Consider the following 14,879-nt stretch of genomic DNA (forward strand, 5'->3'; position numbering starts at 1 on the left):
GAATTTCACTCTATCACCCGTGCGTGACCCGGCGTGTTCGCCCGAGGAGGCGTTGCCTCGCCTTACACGGCCACGGAACGCGAACGTCGTTCTAGGTGCGACGCGCTTTCGGCGACGCACAGCGCCCCGAGGACCGTCAACGGCAGGAAATAGCGGTGCTGCATGCCCTCGACCATGGCGGAGCCGGCCTGCGTGTACTGGAGCCACAACGCCAGATAGGTGAGCAGCACGATGCCGACCATCACGGCCGAAGCGCACCACCAGAACACCGTCTCCCGCATGCCCATGGCCCTGCGCGCGGTGGCCACGGCGAGTATGACGACCATGACCAGCATCGCCGTCCAGCAGCAGCGGATGAGCCACGTGTCCACGGGCCGTCCGAGGTTCGCCCGGCCGGTGACGACGGACAGACCGATCGCCTTGAGCGTCGCCAGCAGCGCCTGCGGGTCGGTGAGCATCGCGTGTTTGCGCTGCTCCATCTCCGTATAGGGGACCATCATCGGCGTGGTGACGAACCATCCGGTGAGCTTCATCCATACGGCGAGCCACGCCATCGAGACGACGACGCCGATCGCCGCGACGGGAAGGCCGGAGCGGGGCGTCGATCGTGACGAGGCCTGCGACGGAATCCCATCGCCGCCGGCGTCATGCCGGAAGGTCCCGCCACCGCGCGACGCGGCCCACGCGGCCGGCAACGCGAGCAATGCGAGCGGCGCGTAGATGAACTTGCACATCGCGAGCAGCACGCATACGACGGCGGTCGCGGCATACCCGGGGACGCCCATGCGGCGGTGCAGCATGCGCAGCAGCATGCAGGAGAGCAGGAACGCCAACGCCTGGGTGAGCGAGTCGGCGGATATGGCGAACGAGTAGCGGTACAGCAGCACCGGGCACAGCATGACCAGTCCGACGAGCACCCTCCACCTGGGCAGCAGGGCGACCGCCGCCGCGGCGCAGCCGGCATACACGACGAGCATGATCGTCTCGGCGAGCAGGTAGGTCGCGCCCGCCGTCAGTCCCAGCGCCCGTCCCAGCGCGAAGCCGGCGAGCTGCGGCAGGTAGGCCGCCGGCGAGTTCGTCGCCGTGTTGTTGTACGGCACGTCGGCGCCGGAGGCGTCCGAGACGGTGATCGTGTCGGGGAGGATGATCGTGGGGTCGTGCCCTTCGTCGCGATGCAGCGAGAACTCGATCCACTCCCAGTCGACATGACCGCCCACGTTGCCGTCGCGGTGATGCAGGTAGCTCATCGACGTGACCGGCCGGGCGAGCACGTCGCCGTTGAGGATGCCGTCCACCCGGTAGACGTGGGACCAGATGTCGGGGATGCGCCACGGCGGCATATGCGTCATGAACAGCCCGCCGACGAGCAGGGTGCCTATGGCGACGACGATGGGCATGAGGGCGCGCAGCGTCGTAAGCCACGCCCTGCCGTCCCCGCCGGCGCCGGTGCGTTTCGATCCGTCGGTACGACTCATATGCGGAAGGTTCCCGGAACGATCCGAAGATCAGCCGTTGACGATGTGGGCGACGGCGTCGAGCGCCAGCTTGTAGCCGTAGAAGCCCATGCCGGTGATGGTGCCGGTGGCGACCGGGGAGATCACGGAGCGCTTGCGGAACTCGTCACGTGCGGACGGGTTGGAGATGTGCACCTCCATGAGCGGCAGGCCCGCGTCGCCGACCATGTGCGCGGCGTCGGCCAGCGCGTACGAGTAGTGGGTGAACGCGGCCGGGTTCATGACGACCGGCGTCTTCTCGTCGGCTGCCTGATGCATCCAATGCACCATTTCGGACTCGTCGTCGGTCTGGCGCACCTCGACCTCGAGGCCGAGTTCGCTCCCCCATGCGGCGCACAGGCGGCGCAGTTCGGCGAGGTCCTGACGGCCGTACACGTCGGGCTGGCGCACGCCGAGACGCCCGAGGTTCGGCCCGTTGACGACGATGACTTTGGTGGACATGGTTCTCTCCCTCCTCCTTGCTGGGTCAGTGCTGGATGCGGCGGAACGCCTCGCGCACGGCGTCGGCCGGCGGATCCTCGAGGTGGATCATGTGGCCGGGCGTGCCGTCGAGGACGACGAAGCGCAGCTTGTTGCCGCGGGCCTTCTTGTCCTTGTGCATGAGCGCGAGCACGTCGTCGAACGTGCCGCCGTTCCAGGAGATCGGCAGTCCGAGCGAGCTGAGCAGCGCGCGATGGTAGTCGACGAGCTCCTGGTCGATGTAACCGAGCTGGTGGGCGAGTTCGGCCGCGTACACGCATCCCACGGCGACGGCGTTGCCGTGACGCCAGCGGAAATGTTCGAGCTTCTCGATGGCGTGGCCGAGCGTGTGCCCGTAGTTGAGGAACTCGCGCTTGCCCTTCTCCTTGAGGTCGGCGGACACGTGGTGCACCTTCACGGTGACGGTGCGTTCGATGAGCTCGCAGACCACGTCCTCAAGCCCGGATCCGAGGAACGTCGCCCCATCGAACGCGCGCAGCTCGTCGGCGTGCTCCTCGAGGATGCGCAGGATCTCCGTGTCCTCGATGAAGCCGGATTTCGCGACTTCGCCGAGCCCTTCGATGAAGATGTCGTTCGGCAGCGAGGCGAGCGTCTTCGTGTCGGCGAGCACGCCGGCCGGCGTGTAGAACGATCCGACAAGGTTCTTGCCGGCCTCGGTGTTGATGCCTGTCTTGCCGCCGGTGGAGGCGTCGACCATGGCGAGCAGCGAGGTCGGGCAGTTCACGTAACGGATGCCGCGCATCCACGTGGCGGCGATGAAGCCGGCCAGATCGGTGGCCGCTCCCCCGCCCACGCCGACGATCGCGTCGGAACGGGTGAAGCCCTCGTCGCCGAGACGCCTCCACACGCCGTTCGCCACGTCGACGGTCTTGCCGGCCTCGGCGTCGGGCACGACGATGTCGATGACGTCGTAGCCGCCCTGGCGCAGCAGGGTGCGTGCACGGTCCGAATGGCGCTGCACGGGCTGCGTGTGGATGAGCGCGACCTTGGCGACCTTGCTTCCCAGCACGTCGGCGAGATGGTTCATCGCCCCCTCGCCGATCACCACGTCATACGGTTCGATGCCGCTGCCGGTCACGTGGACCGTGCGTTCGCCGATCATGTCCATCACCTTCCTCGCCGCCATCTGCGGCGTCTGTCTGCGCGTGCGCACATGCACGTTCGCGACTTCGCGGAACACGGGGTCGCGCTGTTTGTACAGTTTTCTCCATCGCGCGTTCGCGTCGCCGTTGAGCATGGGCCGCCCGCCGCCGCGGTTGGCGCGTTCCATCGCCTCGTGCGGGTCGGCGTCGAGGTAGACGACGCGTCCGCCGTCGGCGATGTAGTCGGCCAGGGCGTCCTGTGTGGACGGGGTCATCGGCGCGCCTCCGCCGAGGGAGAAGATGCCGTCGAAGTCCTCCAGATAGTCGGCGATGAGGTCGGCCTCCACCTCGCGGAACGCGGGTTCGCCGTACCGTTCGAAGTAGGCGGGGATCTTCATCCCGACCTCGCGTTCGATTTCGATGTCGGCGTCGGCGAACGACAGGTGCATGAGGTGTGCCACCTCCTTGCCGACACGCGTCTTGCCGGCGCCCATCATGCCGATGATGACGGCCTTCGGGCGGATGATGCCGCGCCTCACCTCATGTGCTCCGGCCAGGAGGCGAGGTAGTTCTCGCAGTTGCGTCGCGTCTCGGCGACGCTGTCGCCGCCGAACTTCTCCAACGCGTACTTGGCGAGCGTGAGACGCACCATGGCCTCGGCCACGACGGACGCGGCGGGCACGGCGGTCGAATCGGAACGCTGGTTGATGGCCTGCGCGGCCTCGCCGTTGGCGACGTCGACGGTGCGCAGGGCACGCGGGATGGACGGAATCGGCTTCATGGCGGCGCGCACGCGGATCGGCTGCCCGTTGGACATGCCGCCTTCGATGCCTCCGGCACGGTTGGTGAGACGGGTGATGCGGCCGTCGTCGCCGGGCACCATCTCGTCGTGCGCGGCGGAGCCGGGGCGCACCGCCTCGAGGAAGCCGTCGCCGATCTCGACGCCCTTGATGGCCTGGATGCCCATGACGGCGGAGGCGAGGGCGGCGTCGAGGCGACGGTCGGATTCCACGTAGGTGCCGATGCCCGCGGGCACGCCGTAGGCGATGACCTCGATGACGCCGCCGACCGTGTCGGCGTTCGCCTTGATCTCGTCGATGCGCTTGATCATGCGCTCCTCGGCGGCCTTGTCGAGCGTGCGCACCGGGGAGGCGTCGAGCGCGGCGACGTCGTCCGGGGTGGGCAGCGCGGCGTCGTCGGCATCCTCGACGCCGGCGCCGCCGATGGAGATCACATGGGCGACGGTGCGGATGCCGAACGCCTGTTCGAGGAACTTCGCGGCGATCGCGCCGAGCGCGACGCGCGAGGCGGTCTCGCGCGCGCTGGAGCGTTCGAGCACCGGACGGGCGTCGTCGAAGCCGTACTTGCGCATGCCGGTCAGATCGGCGTGGCCGGGACGCGGGCGGCTCAGCGGCGCATTGCGGCCCTCGCGCGGAATCTCATGGTCGAGCGGGTCGGCGCTCATCACCTCGGTCCACTTCGGCCACTCGGTGTTGGCGATCTCGACGGCGATCGGACCGCCGAGCGTGGAGCCGTGGCGTACGCCCGTCAGCAGCCTGACCTTGTCCTGTTCGAACTTCATGCGCGCACCGCGGCCGTAGCCGAGACGGCGGCGGGCCAGCGCGTCCACCACGTCCTGGCTGGTGACGGACACCCCCGCGGGCAGTCCCTCGATCATCGCGACCAGCGCCTCGCCGTGCGACTCCCCCGCCGTCTGCCAACGCAACATAATCTCTCGCTCCTCCATGGTCCTGCGCCGTCGCGCCGCCGGCCGGGACTTGCCCCGTGGCCGCGGCGCGGACGACTCTCGCGTTCTGCAACTAGGGGTTAATGTTAAGGCATGCCATACCTGTATTGTCTGCCCGGTCTCATTTGCGGCGTCGCCCTCGCCGTCGAGGACGTGCGGCGGCGCCGTGTGCCGCGCACGTGGGTGGCGGTCGGATGCGGATCGCAGCTCGCCGCGGATTTCGCGTGGGCGGCGATGTCCAATGACTTCTTCACCGTGCTGCAGGCGCTGCTGTTCACGGTCCTGTGCGCGGGAGTCCAGCTGCTGCTCGCGTTGGCGAAACCAGGCGCGCTGGGGCTGGGCGATGTGACGGCGATGCTGCCGCCGGGCCTCGCCGTGGGCGCATACGGATTGATCCATGTGGCCTTCTGGTGGCTTGCGATGGGCGTGCTGGGAATCGTGTTCGTGGCCTTGTGGACCCGTCTCGACCCGCAGCGCGGGACGCCTTGCGCCGGCAAGGCCCCGTTCGTGCCGGTGATCGTCGTCTCCGGCGTCATCGCCGTGCTGCTGTAGGGCGAACGTCGCATGCGTGCGTATGTACTCATGCACGCATACGCATGTGGGTCTCCCCCGTTCACCGGAGGAGACCCACATGGATTCGTCGTGCCGCGAGCGTCAGTTCGCGTCGGCGTTGTTGTTCTTGTATTCCTGCACGTATTCGTTGAACGTGTCCTCGTTGTCGGTGAACTTGGTCTCGCCGGTCTGGAGATTCACGGTCACGAAGTACAGCCAGTCGCCGTCCTCCGGGTGGAGCGCGGCGTTGATCGCGTCGTCGCCGGGGTTGGAAATCGGCGTGGGAGGCAGACCCTTCTTGATGCGCGTGTTATAGGGGTTGGAGGCATCGTCGAGCATGGCCTGCGTGATGTCGGCGGACTTCACGTTGTTGCCGTAGGCGACGGTGGAGTCCATGCCGAGGGTCATGTTCTTGTCGAGACGGTTGAGGATGACGCGCGTCACCTTGCCGTAGTAGTCCTTCGAGTTCACCTCGGCCTCGGCGATGGACGCGATGTTGAGGATGCGTTCGCGTTCGTCGCCGGTGGGCACGCCGAGCTCGTCGAGTTTGGCGATGCGCTTGTCGACCATCATCTTGAGGATGTCGGAGGCCGACTTCTTCGACTTGACGTCGTACTGGCCGGGCTCGAACCAGCCCTCGAACTTGCCCTTCGCCTCGGCCGGCAGGATGCCGCTGCCCCCACCGTCCACGATGGACTGGAATTCAGATTCGTCGATGCCGCTCAGCTGCGCGGCGTTCGCGATCACGTCGGACACGCGTTCGCCGGACTTCACGTCGAGGAATCCGGTGGCCTTCGTCTGGTCGGAGAGGATCTCGACCGCGTCGGCGGACTGCATGTGGTACTGCATCTCGTACGTGCCCGGGTAGAGCGTCGCCGAGTTGGCGGACACCGTGGCCGCGAACGTCTCGGCGGACTTGACGATCTTCGCCTTGACGAGGTTTCTGCCGACGGTCAGCGAATCCTGCCCCTGCTCGATGGTGAAGTAGACGGTGCCGTACGCCTTGCCCTTGAACTCCTGCGAGATGCTCCTGTTGTACTCGTTGACCGCGCGGATCGCGGCGATGCGCCGGTATCCGAAGAAGCAGCCGACGCCGATGAGCGCGAGCACGACGAGCACGGAGATGACGACGATGAGACGCTTGCGCTGCCCCCTGCGACGGCGTTTGCGCATCTCCCTGCGCGACTTCGGCGGCTTCGGCGGCTCGACCGCCGGGGCGGCCGAATTGCCGGAGACCTTGAGTGCGTTCTCCTCGAAGAAATCGTTGAAGCTTTCGGACATCACTTCTCCCTATCGCTCTTTGCGATCCAACGCGGATTGCAGGATCACGACGGCGGATTGCTGGTCCACCACCGGGCGGTGCTTCCGTCCGGCGATGTTCGCCTCATGCAGCTGTCGATGCGCGCTCACCGTGGTCAGTCGCTCGTCCATCAATTCTACGTCAGGTGTCGTATTCAGGTGGATGTCGCCGTCCTCGACCATGCGGTTGATGCGCTTGACGAGATTGGAGGCCCAACGGCGCGCCTTCTTGGCGCTTTTTCCCTCGTCGCCGTTGAGCAGCAGCGGCAGGCCGATGACGACGTGGTCGACCTGTTCGTCCTCGATGACGTAGATCACGTCGTCCAAGGCGCGGAACGAATCCCCGTACGCCTGGATGTTGCCGATGGGGTGTGCGAGGGTGAGCTCCGGGTCGGACAATGCGAGTCCGACCCGAGCATCACCCAGATCGATGCCAAGCCAAGTCAAACGGCTCAGCCCTTCAGCGCCTCGTGCTCGAGCGCGGCGATCGCGTCGTCGATCTTCGACGCGTCCGCGCCGCCGCCCTGGGCGAAGTCCGGCTTGCCGCCGCCACCGCCGCCGAGGACCTTGGAGGCGCCGCGCACGAGATCGCCGGCCTTGATGCCGAGCTTGCGCGCGGCCTCGTTCGTGGCGACCGCGACCATCGGCTTGTCGTCGGCGCTCACGCCGGCGAGGGCCACGACGACCGGCGATTCCTCGCCGAGGCGGGAGCGCACGTCGAGCACGGTCTTGCGCAGCGCGTCGAACGAGCCGAAGTGGCCGACGTTCTTCGCGGCGACCTTGACGGGGGCCTGGGAGGCCTGCGCGCGCTTCACGAGCTCCGGGACGGCCGCGGCGAGCTGGCTCTCGTACATGGAGGCCAGTCGGCGGTCGGATTCCTTGAGCTTGGCGAGCAGCGCGTTGACGCGCTCGGCGAGCTCGTCCGGACGGGCGTTGAGCTTGTCGCTCAGCTGGGAGACGAGCGCGTGCTCGCGGGCGTTGAACTCGTAGGCGCCGGCGCCCACCACGGCGTCGACGCGACGCACGCCGGAGCCGATGGAGGATTCGGACATGATGTTGATGGCGCCGATCTTGCCGACGTGGTCGACGTGGGTGCCGCCGCACAGCTCGCGGCTCCAGCCGTCCTCGCCGATGGACACGACGCGCACGATGTCGCCGTACTTCTCGCCGAACAGGTGCATCGCGCCGAGCGCGATGGCGTCGTCGAACTTCATCTCCTTGGTGGTGACGACGAGATTGTCGCGCAGACGGTCGTTGACGCGCTCTTCGACGGCACTCATCACCTGCTTGGTCGGGGCCTTGGACCACTGGAAGTCGAAGCGCAGGCGGTTCGGGGCGTCCTCGGAGCCGCGCTGGGTGGCCTGCGGGCCGAGCTCCTCGCGCAGCGCCTTGTGCACCATGTGCGTGGCGGTGTGCGAACGGGCGATGGCGCCGCGGCGGGCCAGGTCGATGCTGGCGTTCACCTGCGTGCCGACGACCAGCGTGCCCTCGGTCAGGCGGCACTGGTGGACGATGAGGTCCTTGATCGGCTTCTGCACGTCGTCGACTTCGAGCACGGCGCCGTCGTCGGACAGGATCTCGCCCTGGTCGGCGAGCTGGCCGCCGGCCTCCGCGTAGAACGGGGTGCGGTCGAGCACGACCTCGATGTTGGCCGGTCCGGTGACGGCGGGCACGGAGCCCTTGCCCTCCTGCATGATGCCGAGCACGGTGGCGCGGGCGGACATGTCGGTGTAGCCGAGGAAGTCGATCGGCTTGACGAGCGTCTTCTTGAAGTCGTCGTAGACGGACAGGTCCACGTTGTGGCGCTTCTTGAGGGCGTCGGCGCGGGCGCGGCCCTTCTGCTCCGCCATGAGCTCGCGGAACTTGGCCTCGTCGACCTTCACGCCCTGGTCGGCGGCCATCTCGAGCGTAAGCTCGATCGGGAAGCCGTAGGTGTCGTGCAGCTTGAACGCGTCGTCGCCGGAGACGACCGCCTCGGACTTGCCTTCGGCGGAGTCCTTCTTCGCCTTCTTCACGGCGACGTCGAGGATCTCGATGCCGGATGTGAGGGTGCGGCGGAAGGCGTCCTCCTCGCCGTACGCGGATTCGCTCACCTCGTGGAACGTCTTGTTGAGCTCCGGGTAGCTGGGCTCCATGGCGGCCTTGGAGGTCGGGAACAGGGTGGGCAGCACCTCGTTCTCGACGCCGAGCACGCGCATGGCCTCGATGGTGCGGCGCAGCAGGCGGCGCAGCACGTAGCCGCGGCCGTTGTTGGAGGGGCGCACGCCGTCGGACATGATCATGAGCGCGGAGCGCACGTGGTCGGCCACGACGCGGAACTTGACGTCCATCGCCTCGTCCTCGCCGTACTTGCGGCCGGAGAGGCGCTCGGCGGCCTCGATGACGGGGAAGACCTCGTCGGTCTCGTAGATGTTGTTCTTGCCCTGCAGCAGGTAGGCGAGGCGCTCGAGGCCCGCACCGGTGTCGATGTTCTTGTTCTCGAGCTCGCCGACGATGTGCAGGTCGGTCTTGGACTTGACGTTGTCGACCTCGTAGTTCTCGAACACGAGGTCCCAGATCTCGATGTAGCGGTTCTCGTCGGCGATCGGGCCGCCCTCCTTGCCGAAGGCGGGGCCGCGGTCCACGTAGATCTCGGAGCAGGGGCCGCCGGGGCCGGGGCCGCCGGTGGTCCAGAAGTTGTCCTCCATGCCCATCTTCTGGATGTGCTCGGGGTCGACGCCCTCGTTGACCCACATGGAGCGGGCCTCCTCGTCGTCGGTGAACGTGGTCATCCACAGCTTCTCCGGGTCGAAGCCGTAGCCGCCCTTGTCCTGCGGGGAGGTGAGCAGCTCCCACGCGTAGTGGATGGCCTCCTCCTTGAAGTAGTCGCCGAAGGAGAAGTTGCCGATCATCTGGAAGAACGTGCCGTGGCGCGTGGTCTTGCCGACCTCGTCGATGTCGAGGGTGCGCACGCACTTCTGGTTGGAGGCCATGCGCTTGTGGGGCGGGGTCTGCTCGCCCATGAGGTACGGGATGAACGGGACCATGCCGGCGATGGTGAACAGCGTGGTCGGGTTCGGGGAGATCAGCGACGCGGAGGGGACGACCATGTGGTCGTGCGCCGCGAAATAGTCGAGGTAGCGCTTCGCGATTTCTGAGGTGCGCATAAGCGGATGGAACTCCTTGTTGTGTGTTTGTGCGGGCATGAGGGCCCTATGGGAACGTGCCTTCGCCGTAGTCGTCCTACATCATGCGTGTGCCGCCCGTACGGCGCGGGCGGCACACGACGCGGGACCGTCTCAGCGGCCTTCGCCGATGTACTGCTTGTTGAGTTCAGCCTCGCGGGCTCGGCGCGTGGCGTTGAACTCGTTGACGAGCCCTTCGAGCGTCTTCATGCCGACATGGTCCTGATCGGGGCCGAGCAGGAACTGCCGCGCCGCGTCCGGGGTGTTGGCCTTGACGTAGGCCTGGGCCTTGGTGACGGCGATGACGCCGAGCGAGAAGCCGAGACCGACCCAGAAGATGCGTTTGAACATCACTCCCCCTTGGTCTGGTCGTCGGGGCGCCCGGCGGACTGGCGGACGAGGAAGGACTGCGCGGTGGACTTGAGGGCGTACGCCGCGGAGGCGACCTTGATGACCGGCTTGCCGAGGAACGATCCGTACAGGTCGGTGAGCGCGCCCACGTTGTTGGCGGTCGTCGAGGCGGCGGCGGAGATCTTGTTGACGTCCTCCAGCGACTTGTTGACCTGCTTGACGGTGGTGACGCCCTCGTCGAGCGCCGGGATGGCGTGCTCGCCCGATTCGCGCACGGTGTCGGCGATCTGGTCGAACAGCTTGCCCAGACGGATCAGCGGATAGATCATGAACCCGGCGAGCACGGCGAACGCTATCGCGGCGACGAGACCGGCGATCTCTCCAACTCCCATATTGCCTCCTAGTACACAGTTACCCGCACAAGACTATCACTTGCCATACGACACGATGGCGATCGCCTCGGCGAACGGCTTGTCCGTATCGAAGTCGACGAGCGTGACGGAGCCGTTCGCGGGCCTCTCGCTCAGGTCGAGATCGGGCCCGCCGAAGCGGTGCCCGAGGCTCAGCAGGGTGTTGCCGTGCGAGATCTGGAGCACGTGGTCGCCGTCCCTGAGATCGGGGTTCGAGGCGATGAGCGCGAACGCCCCCTCGACGCGGGTCCAATACTCCTCGTCGGATTCCGCATCGTGGAACGGGTCGGCCTCCTTGAGGAAGTCGCGGGTGGCGGCGAGCCCGAACTTCGCGACGATGTCGTTGTAGTTCTTCGCGCCGTGGGGGCCGCCGGCGGCGGTCCATGCGAGCGACATGTCCTGCCCTTCGAAGTAGCCGTAGCACTGCTCGCGGAAGTGCATGTCGGCGACGAGCGCGGGGCGTCGGTGCCCGGCGGCCTCGTTGATGTCGAGGATGCGCTTCGCGGTGGTCTCGGCGCGGGAGGTGTCCGAGCAGTAGGCGGCGGCGAAGTCGAGGCCTTCGAGCTTGCGTCCGGCCTTGTCGGCGTCGGCGAGTCCGGATTCGGTCAGGGGGGCGTTGCACCAGCCCTGGAGGCGGTTGTACTTGTTGAACGTGGTCTGTCCATGTCGGACGAGATGCAGGTGGAGAATCATGGCACCACTCTACAACGGGGAGCGGCGCGCCGGCCCCTCCCGGAGACGGCGAACGCCGCGACGACGACGCCGGATGCCCGGAAACGCGGAAACCCCGCGTCCCTTCCGGGAGCACGGGGTTTCGGCGGTATGTCCTTGACTGTATGTGATACAGAAGTGGGCCCGGATCAGCGGGCGTAGAATTCGACCACGTACTGGATGTTGACCTGCACCGGCACCTCTTCGGCCTCCGGCTTGCGGGTCAGGGTGGCCTTGAGGGAGGCCAGGTTCACATCGAGGTAGCCCGGGACCGCGGGCAGGACATCGCGGTGGACGCCTTCGGCGGCGATCTGGAACGGGACCATCGTCTGGCTCTTGGCCTTGACCTGGATGGTCTGGCCCGGCTTGACGCGGTAGGACGGGCGGTTCACGATGTTGCCGTCCACGAGGATGTGGCGGTGGGTCACGAACTGGCGGGCCTGGGCGGTGGTGCGGGCGAAGCCGGCGCGCAGGACCAGGTTGTCGAGGCGGACCTCGAGATCGGCCAGCATGGCGTTGCCGGTCTGGCCGGCGGTGCGGGTGGCCTTCTCGTAGGAGGCGCGCAGCTGCTTCTCGGACACGCCGTACTGGGCGCGCAGACGCTGCTTCTCGCGCAGACGCACCGCGTAATCGGACTCGGTGCGGCGGCGGGTGCGGCCGTGCTCACCCGGAGCGTACGGGCGCTTCTCGAAGATGCGCTGGGCCTTCGGGGTCAGGGCGATGCCGAGGGCGCGGGACAGGCGCACCTGACGGCGGGAACGCTGAACGTTCGTCATTTCGGTTGTTCTCTTTCTGTCGTTATCTGAACGGAACGCGAGGCGCCTATGCGGCGTTTCGCGCTGAGTCGGGCCTCTCCAACGCTTCATCGTGATTGCTCACGAGCGGCCGTATCATTCGGATTCTGACGATTCCGGCTGCCGACCCGTTGACGGGCTAAGACTCCAGATGACGTCCACCTTGCGGCAGACACCAGTCGTCTAATCTACACCCATGCCCGGGACAACGTCCCGGCGTCCATGCGGTACACCGTGTCGGCGTAGTCGATCGCATCCGCGTCGTGCGTGACCATGAGCACGCCGACGCCGGAGTCCGCACGTTCGCGCAACAGGCGCATGACCGTCGTGGTGCTGTCCGCGTCGAGGTCGCCGGTCGGCTCGTCGGCGATGATGAGTTTCGGATCGTTGACGAGGGCGCGGGCGATCGACACGCGACGCATCTCGCCTCCGGACAGTTCTCGTGGATAGCACCCCGCGAGACCGTCGACGCCGAGCCGTTCCAGCAGCCGCAGAGCGCGATCGACGAGCCGATCACGGCCTTCCCCGTCCCCGCCATCGCGTTCTTCCGACGGCACCGTCTCGTTCTTCTCATCCGGGAAGAACGTGGCGGGCAGAATCACGTTGTCGAGCACGGGCAGATTGCCGAGCAGCGTCTGCTCCTGCGTGACGAATCCGATGGTCCGGTTGCGCAGGAGCGACAGTCCGCGGTCGTCGAGGTCGGCGATGCGCAGACCGTCCACTTCGACGGATCCGCCGGTGGGCCGCACGAGGCCGGCGATCATGTTGATGAGCGTGCTTTTGCCGTTGCCGGAGCGTCCGACGATGGCGACGAACCCGCCGGCGTCCAGTTCGAGGGTCACATGGCTCACCGCGTCGAACGGCCTGCCTCGGCGTGTGAAGGTCCGGGTCAGGTCGTCGATGCGCAGCAGCGGGGTCGTGTCCGGGGATCGTCGCTCTGTTTCGGCCGTCATGTCAGCGCCCCTCCTTGAGGATGATGTCGGCGTCGGCGCGGGAGATCCTGCCCATGACGGCGAACGACGAGACGACGCCGACCGCCGTGGAGCAGGCGATGGCGAGCAGGGCGAGGCCGATGACCGTCCAGGGGCCGGCCTGCAGGTACGGCAGTTGGAGTCTGCTGCCGATGAGCGCGCTGAACGGCAGAATGCCCAACGCGCCAGCCGCGACGCCGATCACGCCGCCGGCCGCCCCGACGACGGCTGCCTCCTTCGCGATGACGCCGTTGACCATGGCGCGCGTGGCGCCCATGATGCGCAGCGACGCGAATTCGCGTTTGCGTTCGTTGGCGCTGGCCGCGAACACGGCGAGCAGGACGACGAAGCCCATCGCCCACAACGCGGCGACGAACGCCGTCATATAGCCGGTCAGCGCGCCCAGCGCGGTCTTCGTCGCCGCGGTCACGCCTCCCGGGTACACGTAGCCGAGATCGGCGAACCGCGTGTCGATCCGTTTGACGTTCGCGGCGACGGTCTGCGGATCGTAGCCATCCTTCACCTTGATCATCACGGTGGAGACGGCCTTGCCCGCGTATTCCTCGGGCATGACGCGCTTGGAGACCGCGGCGGACGCTTCGACCATGTCGGGCACGGTGTTCCGGTTGATGAACACGGAGTTGTCGAGCCCGGTGCCGGTGTTCGCGAGTTGGGCGACGACCGGCCAGCTACGTCCGTAGAGTTCGATGGTGCCGTCCGTGGAGACGTTGACGTTCGCCCCGGCGACCATCTGCCCGTCCTCCAGATCGCCTTGGAACTGGGAGGCCACCCATGGCGCGATGACGAAATCGGTGGCGGGATCGTAGCCGATGATCTGGAGCTTCTCCTCGCAGCATGCGGCGGCGAGCGACGAGATGTAGGTCTGTTCGGTGGCCTGTGCGATGCCGTCGGCTTGTTCGATCTTGCGCGCGATGTCGTGGGTGAAGTAGAACGTGCTGGAGTTCGAGCCGGTGAGCAGCGCTTCGGCCTGGTTCGCGCTGTTCTGCGGCACGACCATGAGGTCGGCTCCGAGTCGGCGCTCCATGCTGCGCATGCCGTTGCCGAGGTTCATGCCGAGCATGGTTCCGCCGAACAGGGCGATGGCGAGCACGGTGACGACGGCGAGCAGCGCCGTCGTGCGCAGGGGTTTGCGTGCGAGGTTCGCGAGGGGAAGGCCGCGGAGCGTGACGTGCGCGTCCATGGCGTCGTCGTGTCGCGTCGTCACGCGCGGGACCGGGAGTCGAGCCACGTGCCGATCGCCGCGAAGACGATGCCGAGCACGGCGAGCACGATGAGGGTAGGCAGCATGACCATGCGGCAGTGCATCATCGCGCCCGGGCAGATGCCGATGAGGATCGTGGGCACGGCGAGCAGCAGCAGGCAGTCGGCGATGACGGCGATGTTGAGACCCATGCGGGTCTTCGGTCCGACGAACAAGGCGACGACGCCGAGGGCGAGGATCACGATGCCGATGCCGGTGGCGGCCTGCTGCGACCAGTGGCAGGCGCCGAACGTATCGTGCCCCTGGCAGGCGTGCGCGAAGGTCTGCGGCGCGATGGCGGTCAGGGCGCCGACGATGACGGAGGGGACGGATGCGATGAGCTTGTTCTTCATGGTTCTCTCTTCCTGTGCTGCGGTTCCGATTCCGGAACGTCAGGCATTATGGGCAGATAATCCCATGGAACACAAGTCTTGACTTTCGCCCGCGTCCCTGCTACAGGTCAGAGCTTCTCGATGGCCGAGCCGTCAAACGGACGGCCCGGTGGGGCGTCCGTAGGCGAGGTGAGCGGCGGCAGCCGCGAAG

General features: G+C 67.0%; 15 protein-coding genes. 1 reads left to right on the forward strand and 14 read right to left on the reverse strand.

The features are described from left to right. Positions 1-62: 62 nt before the first annotated feature. From Uis4E_RS10560 to aroC, 4 genes are read right to left on the reverse strand one after another with little or no spacing between them, the layout of a single operon-like run. Positions 63-1,475, reverse strand: a complete 1,413-nt coding sequence (locus Uis4E_RS10560) for a DUF2142 domain-containing protein (RefSeq protein WP_101623094.1) — start codon at positions 1,473-1,475, stop codon at positions 63-65. Positions 1,476-1,505: 30 nt separating this feature from the next. Next, entirely contained in the window at positions 1,506-1,955 is a 450-nt protein-coding gene (locus Uis4E_RS10565; RefSeq protein WP_101623095.1) for a type II 3-dehydroquinate dehydratase, read from the reverse strand. 25 nt (positions 1,956-1,980) lie between these two features. Next, positions 1,981-3,603 carry a bifunctional shikimate kinase/3-dehydroquinate synthase gene (locus Uis4E_RS10570; RefSeq protein WP_101623149.1) on the reverse strand — a complete coding sequence of 541 codons (1,623 nt, stop codon included), beginning with the start codon at positions 3,601-3,603 and terminating at the stop codon, positions 1,981-1,983. 8 nt (positions 3,604-3,611) lie between these two features. Then, positions 3,612-4,805, reverse strand: a complete 1,194-nt coding sequence (aroC, locus tag Uis4E_RS10575) for a chorismate synthase (protein WP_101623096.1) — start codon at positions 4,803-4,805, stop codon at positions 3,612-3,614. A gap of 111 nt (positions 4,806-4,916) precedes the next feature. Here aroC and Uis4E_RS10580 point away from each other — a divergent pair, with 111 nt between their 5' ends. Then, positions 4,917-5,375: a prepilin peptidase gene (locus Uis4E_RS10580; protein ID WP_101623097.1), complete on the forward strand. Its 459-nt coding sequence runs from the start codon at positions 4,917-4,919 to the stop codon at positions 5,373-5,375. 102 nt (positions 5,376-5,477) lie between these two features. Here Uis4E_RS10580 and mltG read toward each other — a convergent pair whose 3' ends face one another. From mltG to Uis4E_RS10630, 10 genes are all read right to left on the reverse strand, one after another. Beyond that, on the reverse strand, positions 5,478-6,656 hold the full coding sequence (gene mltG / locus Uis4E_RS10585; RefSeq protein ID WP_101623098.1) for an endolytic transglycosylase MltG: 1,179 nt from the start codon (positions 6,654-6,656) through the stop codon (positions 5,478-5,480). 9 nt (positions 6,657-6,665) lie between these two features. Next, positions 6,666-7,121, reverse strand: coding sequence for a Holliday junction resolvase RuvX (gene ruvX, locus Uis4E_RS10590; RefSeq protein WP_101623099.1), 456 nt, complete (start codon positions 7,119-7,121; stop codon positions 6,666-6,668). Positions 7,122-7,126: 5 nt separating this feature from the next. After that, a complete protein-coding gene (alaS, locus tag Uis4E_RS10595; RefSeq protein WP_101623100.1) occupies positions 7,127-9,820 on the reverse strand; it encodes an alanine--tRNA ligase in 2,694 nt (897 codons plus the stop codon). 132 nt (positions 9,821-9,952) lie between these two features. Beyond that, positions 9,953-10,189, reverse strand: a complete 237-nt coding sequence (locus Uis4E_RS10600; protein WP_101623101.1) for a hypothetical protein — start codon at positions 10,187-10,189, stop codon at positions 9,953-9,955. Beyond that, on the reverse strand, positions 10,189-10,581 hold the full coding sequence (locus Uis4E_RS10605; protein ID WP_101623102.1) for a DUF948 domain-containing protein: 393 nt from the start codon (positions 10,579-10,581) through the stop codon (positions 10,189-10,191). The genes Uis4E_RS10600 and Uis4E_RS10605 overlap by 1 nt, the downstream gene beginning before the upstream one ends. A 36-nt stretch (positions 10,582-10,617) precedes the next feature. Then, positions 10,618-11,292, reverse strand: a complete 675-nt coding sequence (locus Uis4E_RS10610; RefSeq protein ID WP_101623103.1) for a histidine phosphatase family protein — start codon at positions 11,290-11,292, stop codon at positions 10,618-10,620. Positions 11,293-11,459: 167 nt separating this feature from the next. Next, entirely contained in the window at positions 11,460-12,086 is a 627-nt protein-coding gene (gene rpsD, locus Uis4E_RS10615; RefSeq protein WP_101623104.1) for a 30S ribosomal protein S4, read from the reverse strand. A gap of 206 nt (positions 12,087-12,292) precedes the next feature. After that, complete coding sequence (locus Uis4E_RS10620; protein ID WP_101623105.1) at positions 12,293-13,057, reverse strand: ABC transporter ATP-binding protein; 765 nt, start codon at positions 13,055-13,057, stop codon at positions 12,293-12,295. A gap of 1 nt (position 13,058) precedes the next feature. Next, complete coding sequence (locus Uis4E_RS10625; RefSeq protein WP_101623150.1) at positions 13,059-14,276, reverse strand: ABC transporter permease; 1,218 nt, start codon at positions 14,274-14,276, stop codon at positions 13,059-13,061. Positions 14,277-14,296: 20 nt separating this feature from the next. Continuing rightward, the gene (locus Uis4E_RS10630; RefSeq protein WP_101623106.1) at positions 14,297-14,689 is read right to left on the reverse strand and encodes a DUF4418 family protein; all 393 of its coding nucleotides are present in this window, start codon (positions 14,687-14,689) and stop codon (positions 14,297-14,299) included. Positions 14,690-14,879 lie beyond the last annotated feature (190 nt).

This window comes from Bifidobacterium parmae (assembly GCF_002860365.1).
GTDB lineage: Bacteria > Actinomycetota > Actinomycetes > Actinomycetales > Bifidobacteriaceae > Bifidobacterium > Bifidobacterium parmae.

What these genes read in the sequence shown, in the direction of transcription:
- Uis4E_RS10630 (WP_101623106.1), bottom strand. Translation starts at nt 14,689, where the DNA reads ATGAAGAACAAGCTCATCGCATCCGTCCCCTCCGTCATCGTCGGCGCC.
- Uis4E_RS10620 (WP_101623105.1), bottom strand. Translation starts at nt 13,057, where the DNA reads ATGACGGCCGAAACAGAGCGACGATCCCCGGACACGACCCCGCTGCTG.
- aroC (WP_101623096.1), bottom strand. Translation starts at nt 4,805, where the DNA reads ATGTTGCGTTGGCAGACGGCGGGGGAGTCGCACGGCGAGGCGCTGGTC.
- Uis4E_RS10565 (WP_101623095.1), bottom strand. Translation starts at nt 1,955, where the DNA reads ATGTCCACCAAAGTCATCGTCGTCAACGGGCCGAACCTCGGGCGTCTC.
- mltG (WP_101623098.1), bottom strand. Translation starts at nt 6,656, where the DNA reads ATGTCCGAAAGCTTCAACGATTTCTTCGAGGAGAACGCACTCAAGGTC.
- Uis4E_RS10580 (WP_101623097.1), top strand. Translation starts at nt 4,917, where the DNA reads ATGCCATACCTGTATTGTCTGCCCGGTCTCATTTGCGGCGTCGCCCTC.
- Uis4E_RS10625 (WP_101623150.1), bottom strand. Translation starts at nt 14,276, where the DNA reads ATGGACGCGCACGTCACGCTCCGCGGCCTTCCCCTCGCGAACCTCGCA.
- alaS (WP_101623100.1), bottom strand. Translation starts at nt 9,820, where the DNA reads ATGCGCACCTCAGAAATCGCGAAGCGCTACCTCGACTATTTCGCGGCG.
- rpsD (WP_101623104.1), bottom strand. Translation starts at nt 12,086, where the DNA reads ATGACGAACGTTCAGCGTTCCCGCCGTCAGGTGCGCCTGTCCCGCGCC.
- Uis4E_RS10600 (WP_101623101.1), bottom strand. Translation starts at nt 10,189, where the DNA reads ATGTTCAAACGCATCTTCTGGGTCGGTCTCGGCTTCTCGCTCGGCGTC.
- Uis4E_RS10610 (WP_101623103.1), bottom strand. Translation starts at nt 11,292, where the DNA reads ATGATTCTCCACCTGCATCTCGTCCGACATGGACAGACCACGTTCAAC.
- Uis4E_RS10560 (WP_101623094.1), bottom strand. Translation starts at nt 1,475, where the DNA reads ATGAGTCGTACCGACGGATCGAAACGCACCGGCGCCGGCGGGGACGGC.
- Uis4E_RS10605 (WP_101623102.1), bottom strand. Translation starts at nt 10,581, where the DNA reads ATGGGAGTTGGAGAGATCGCCGGTCTCGTCGCCGCGATAGCGTTCGCC.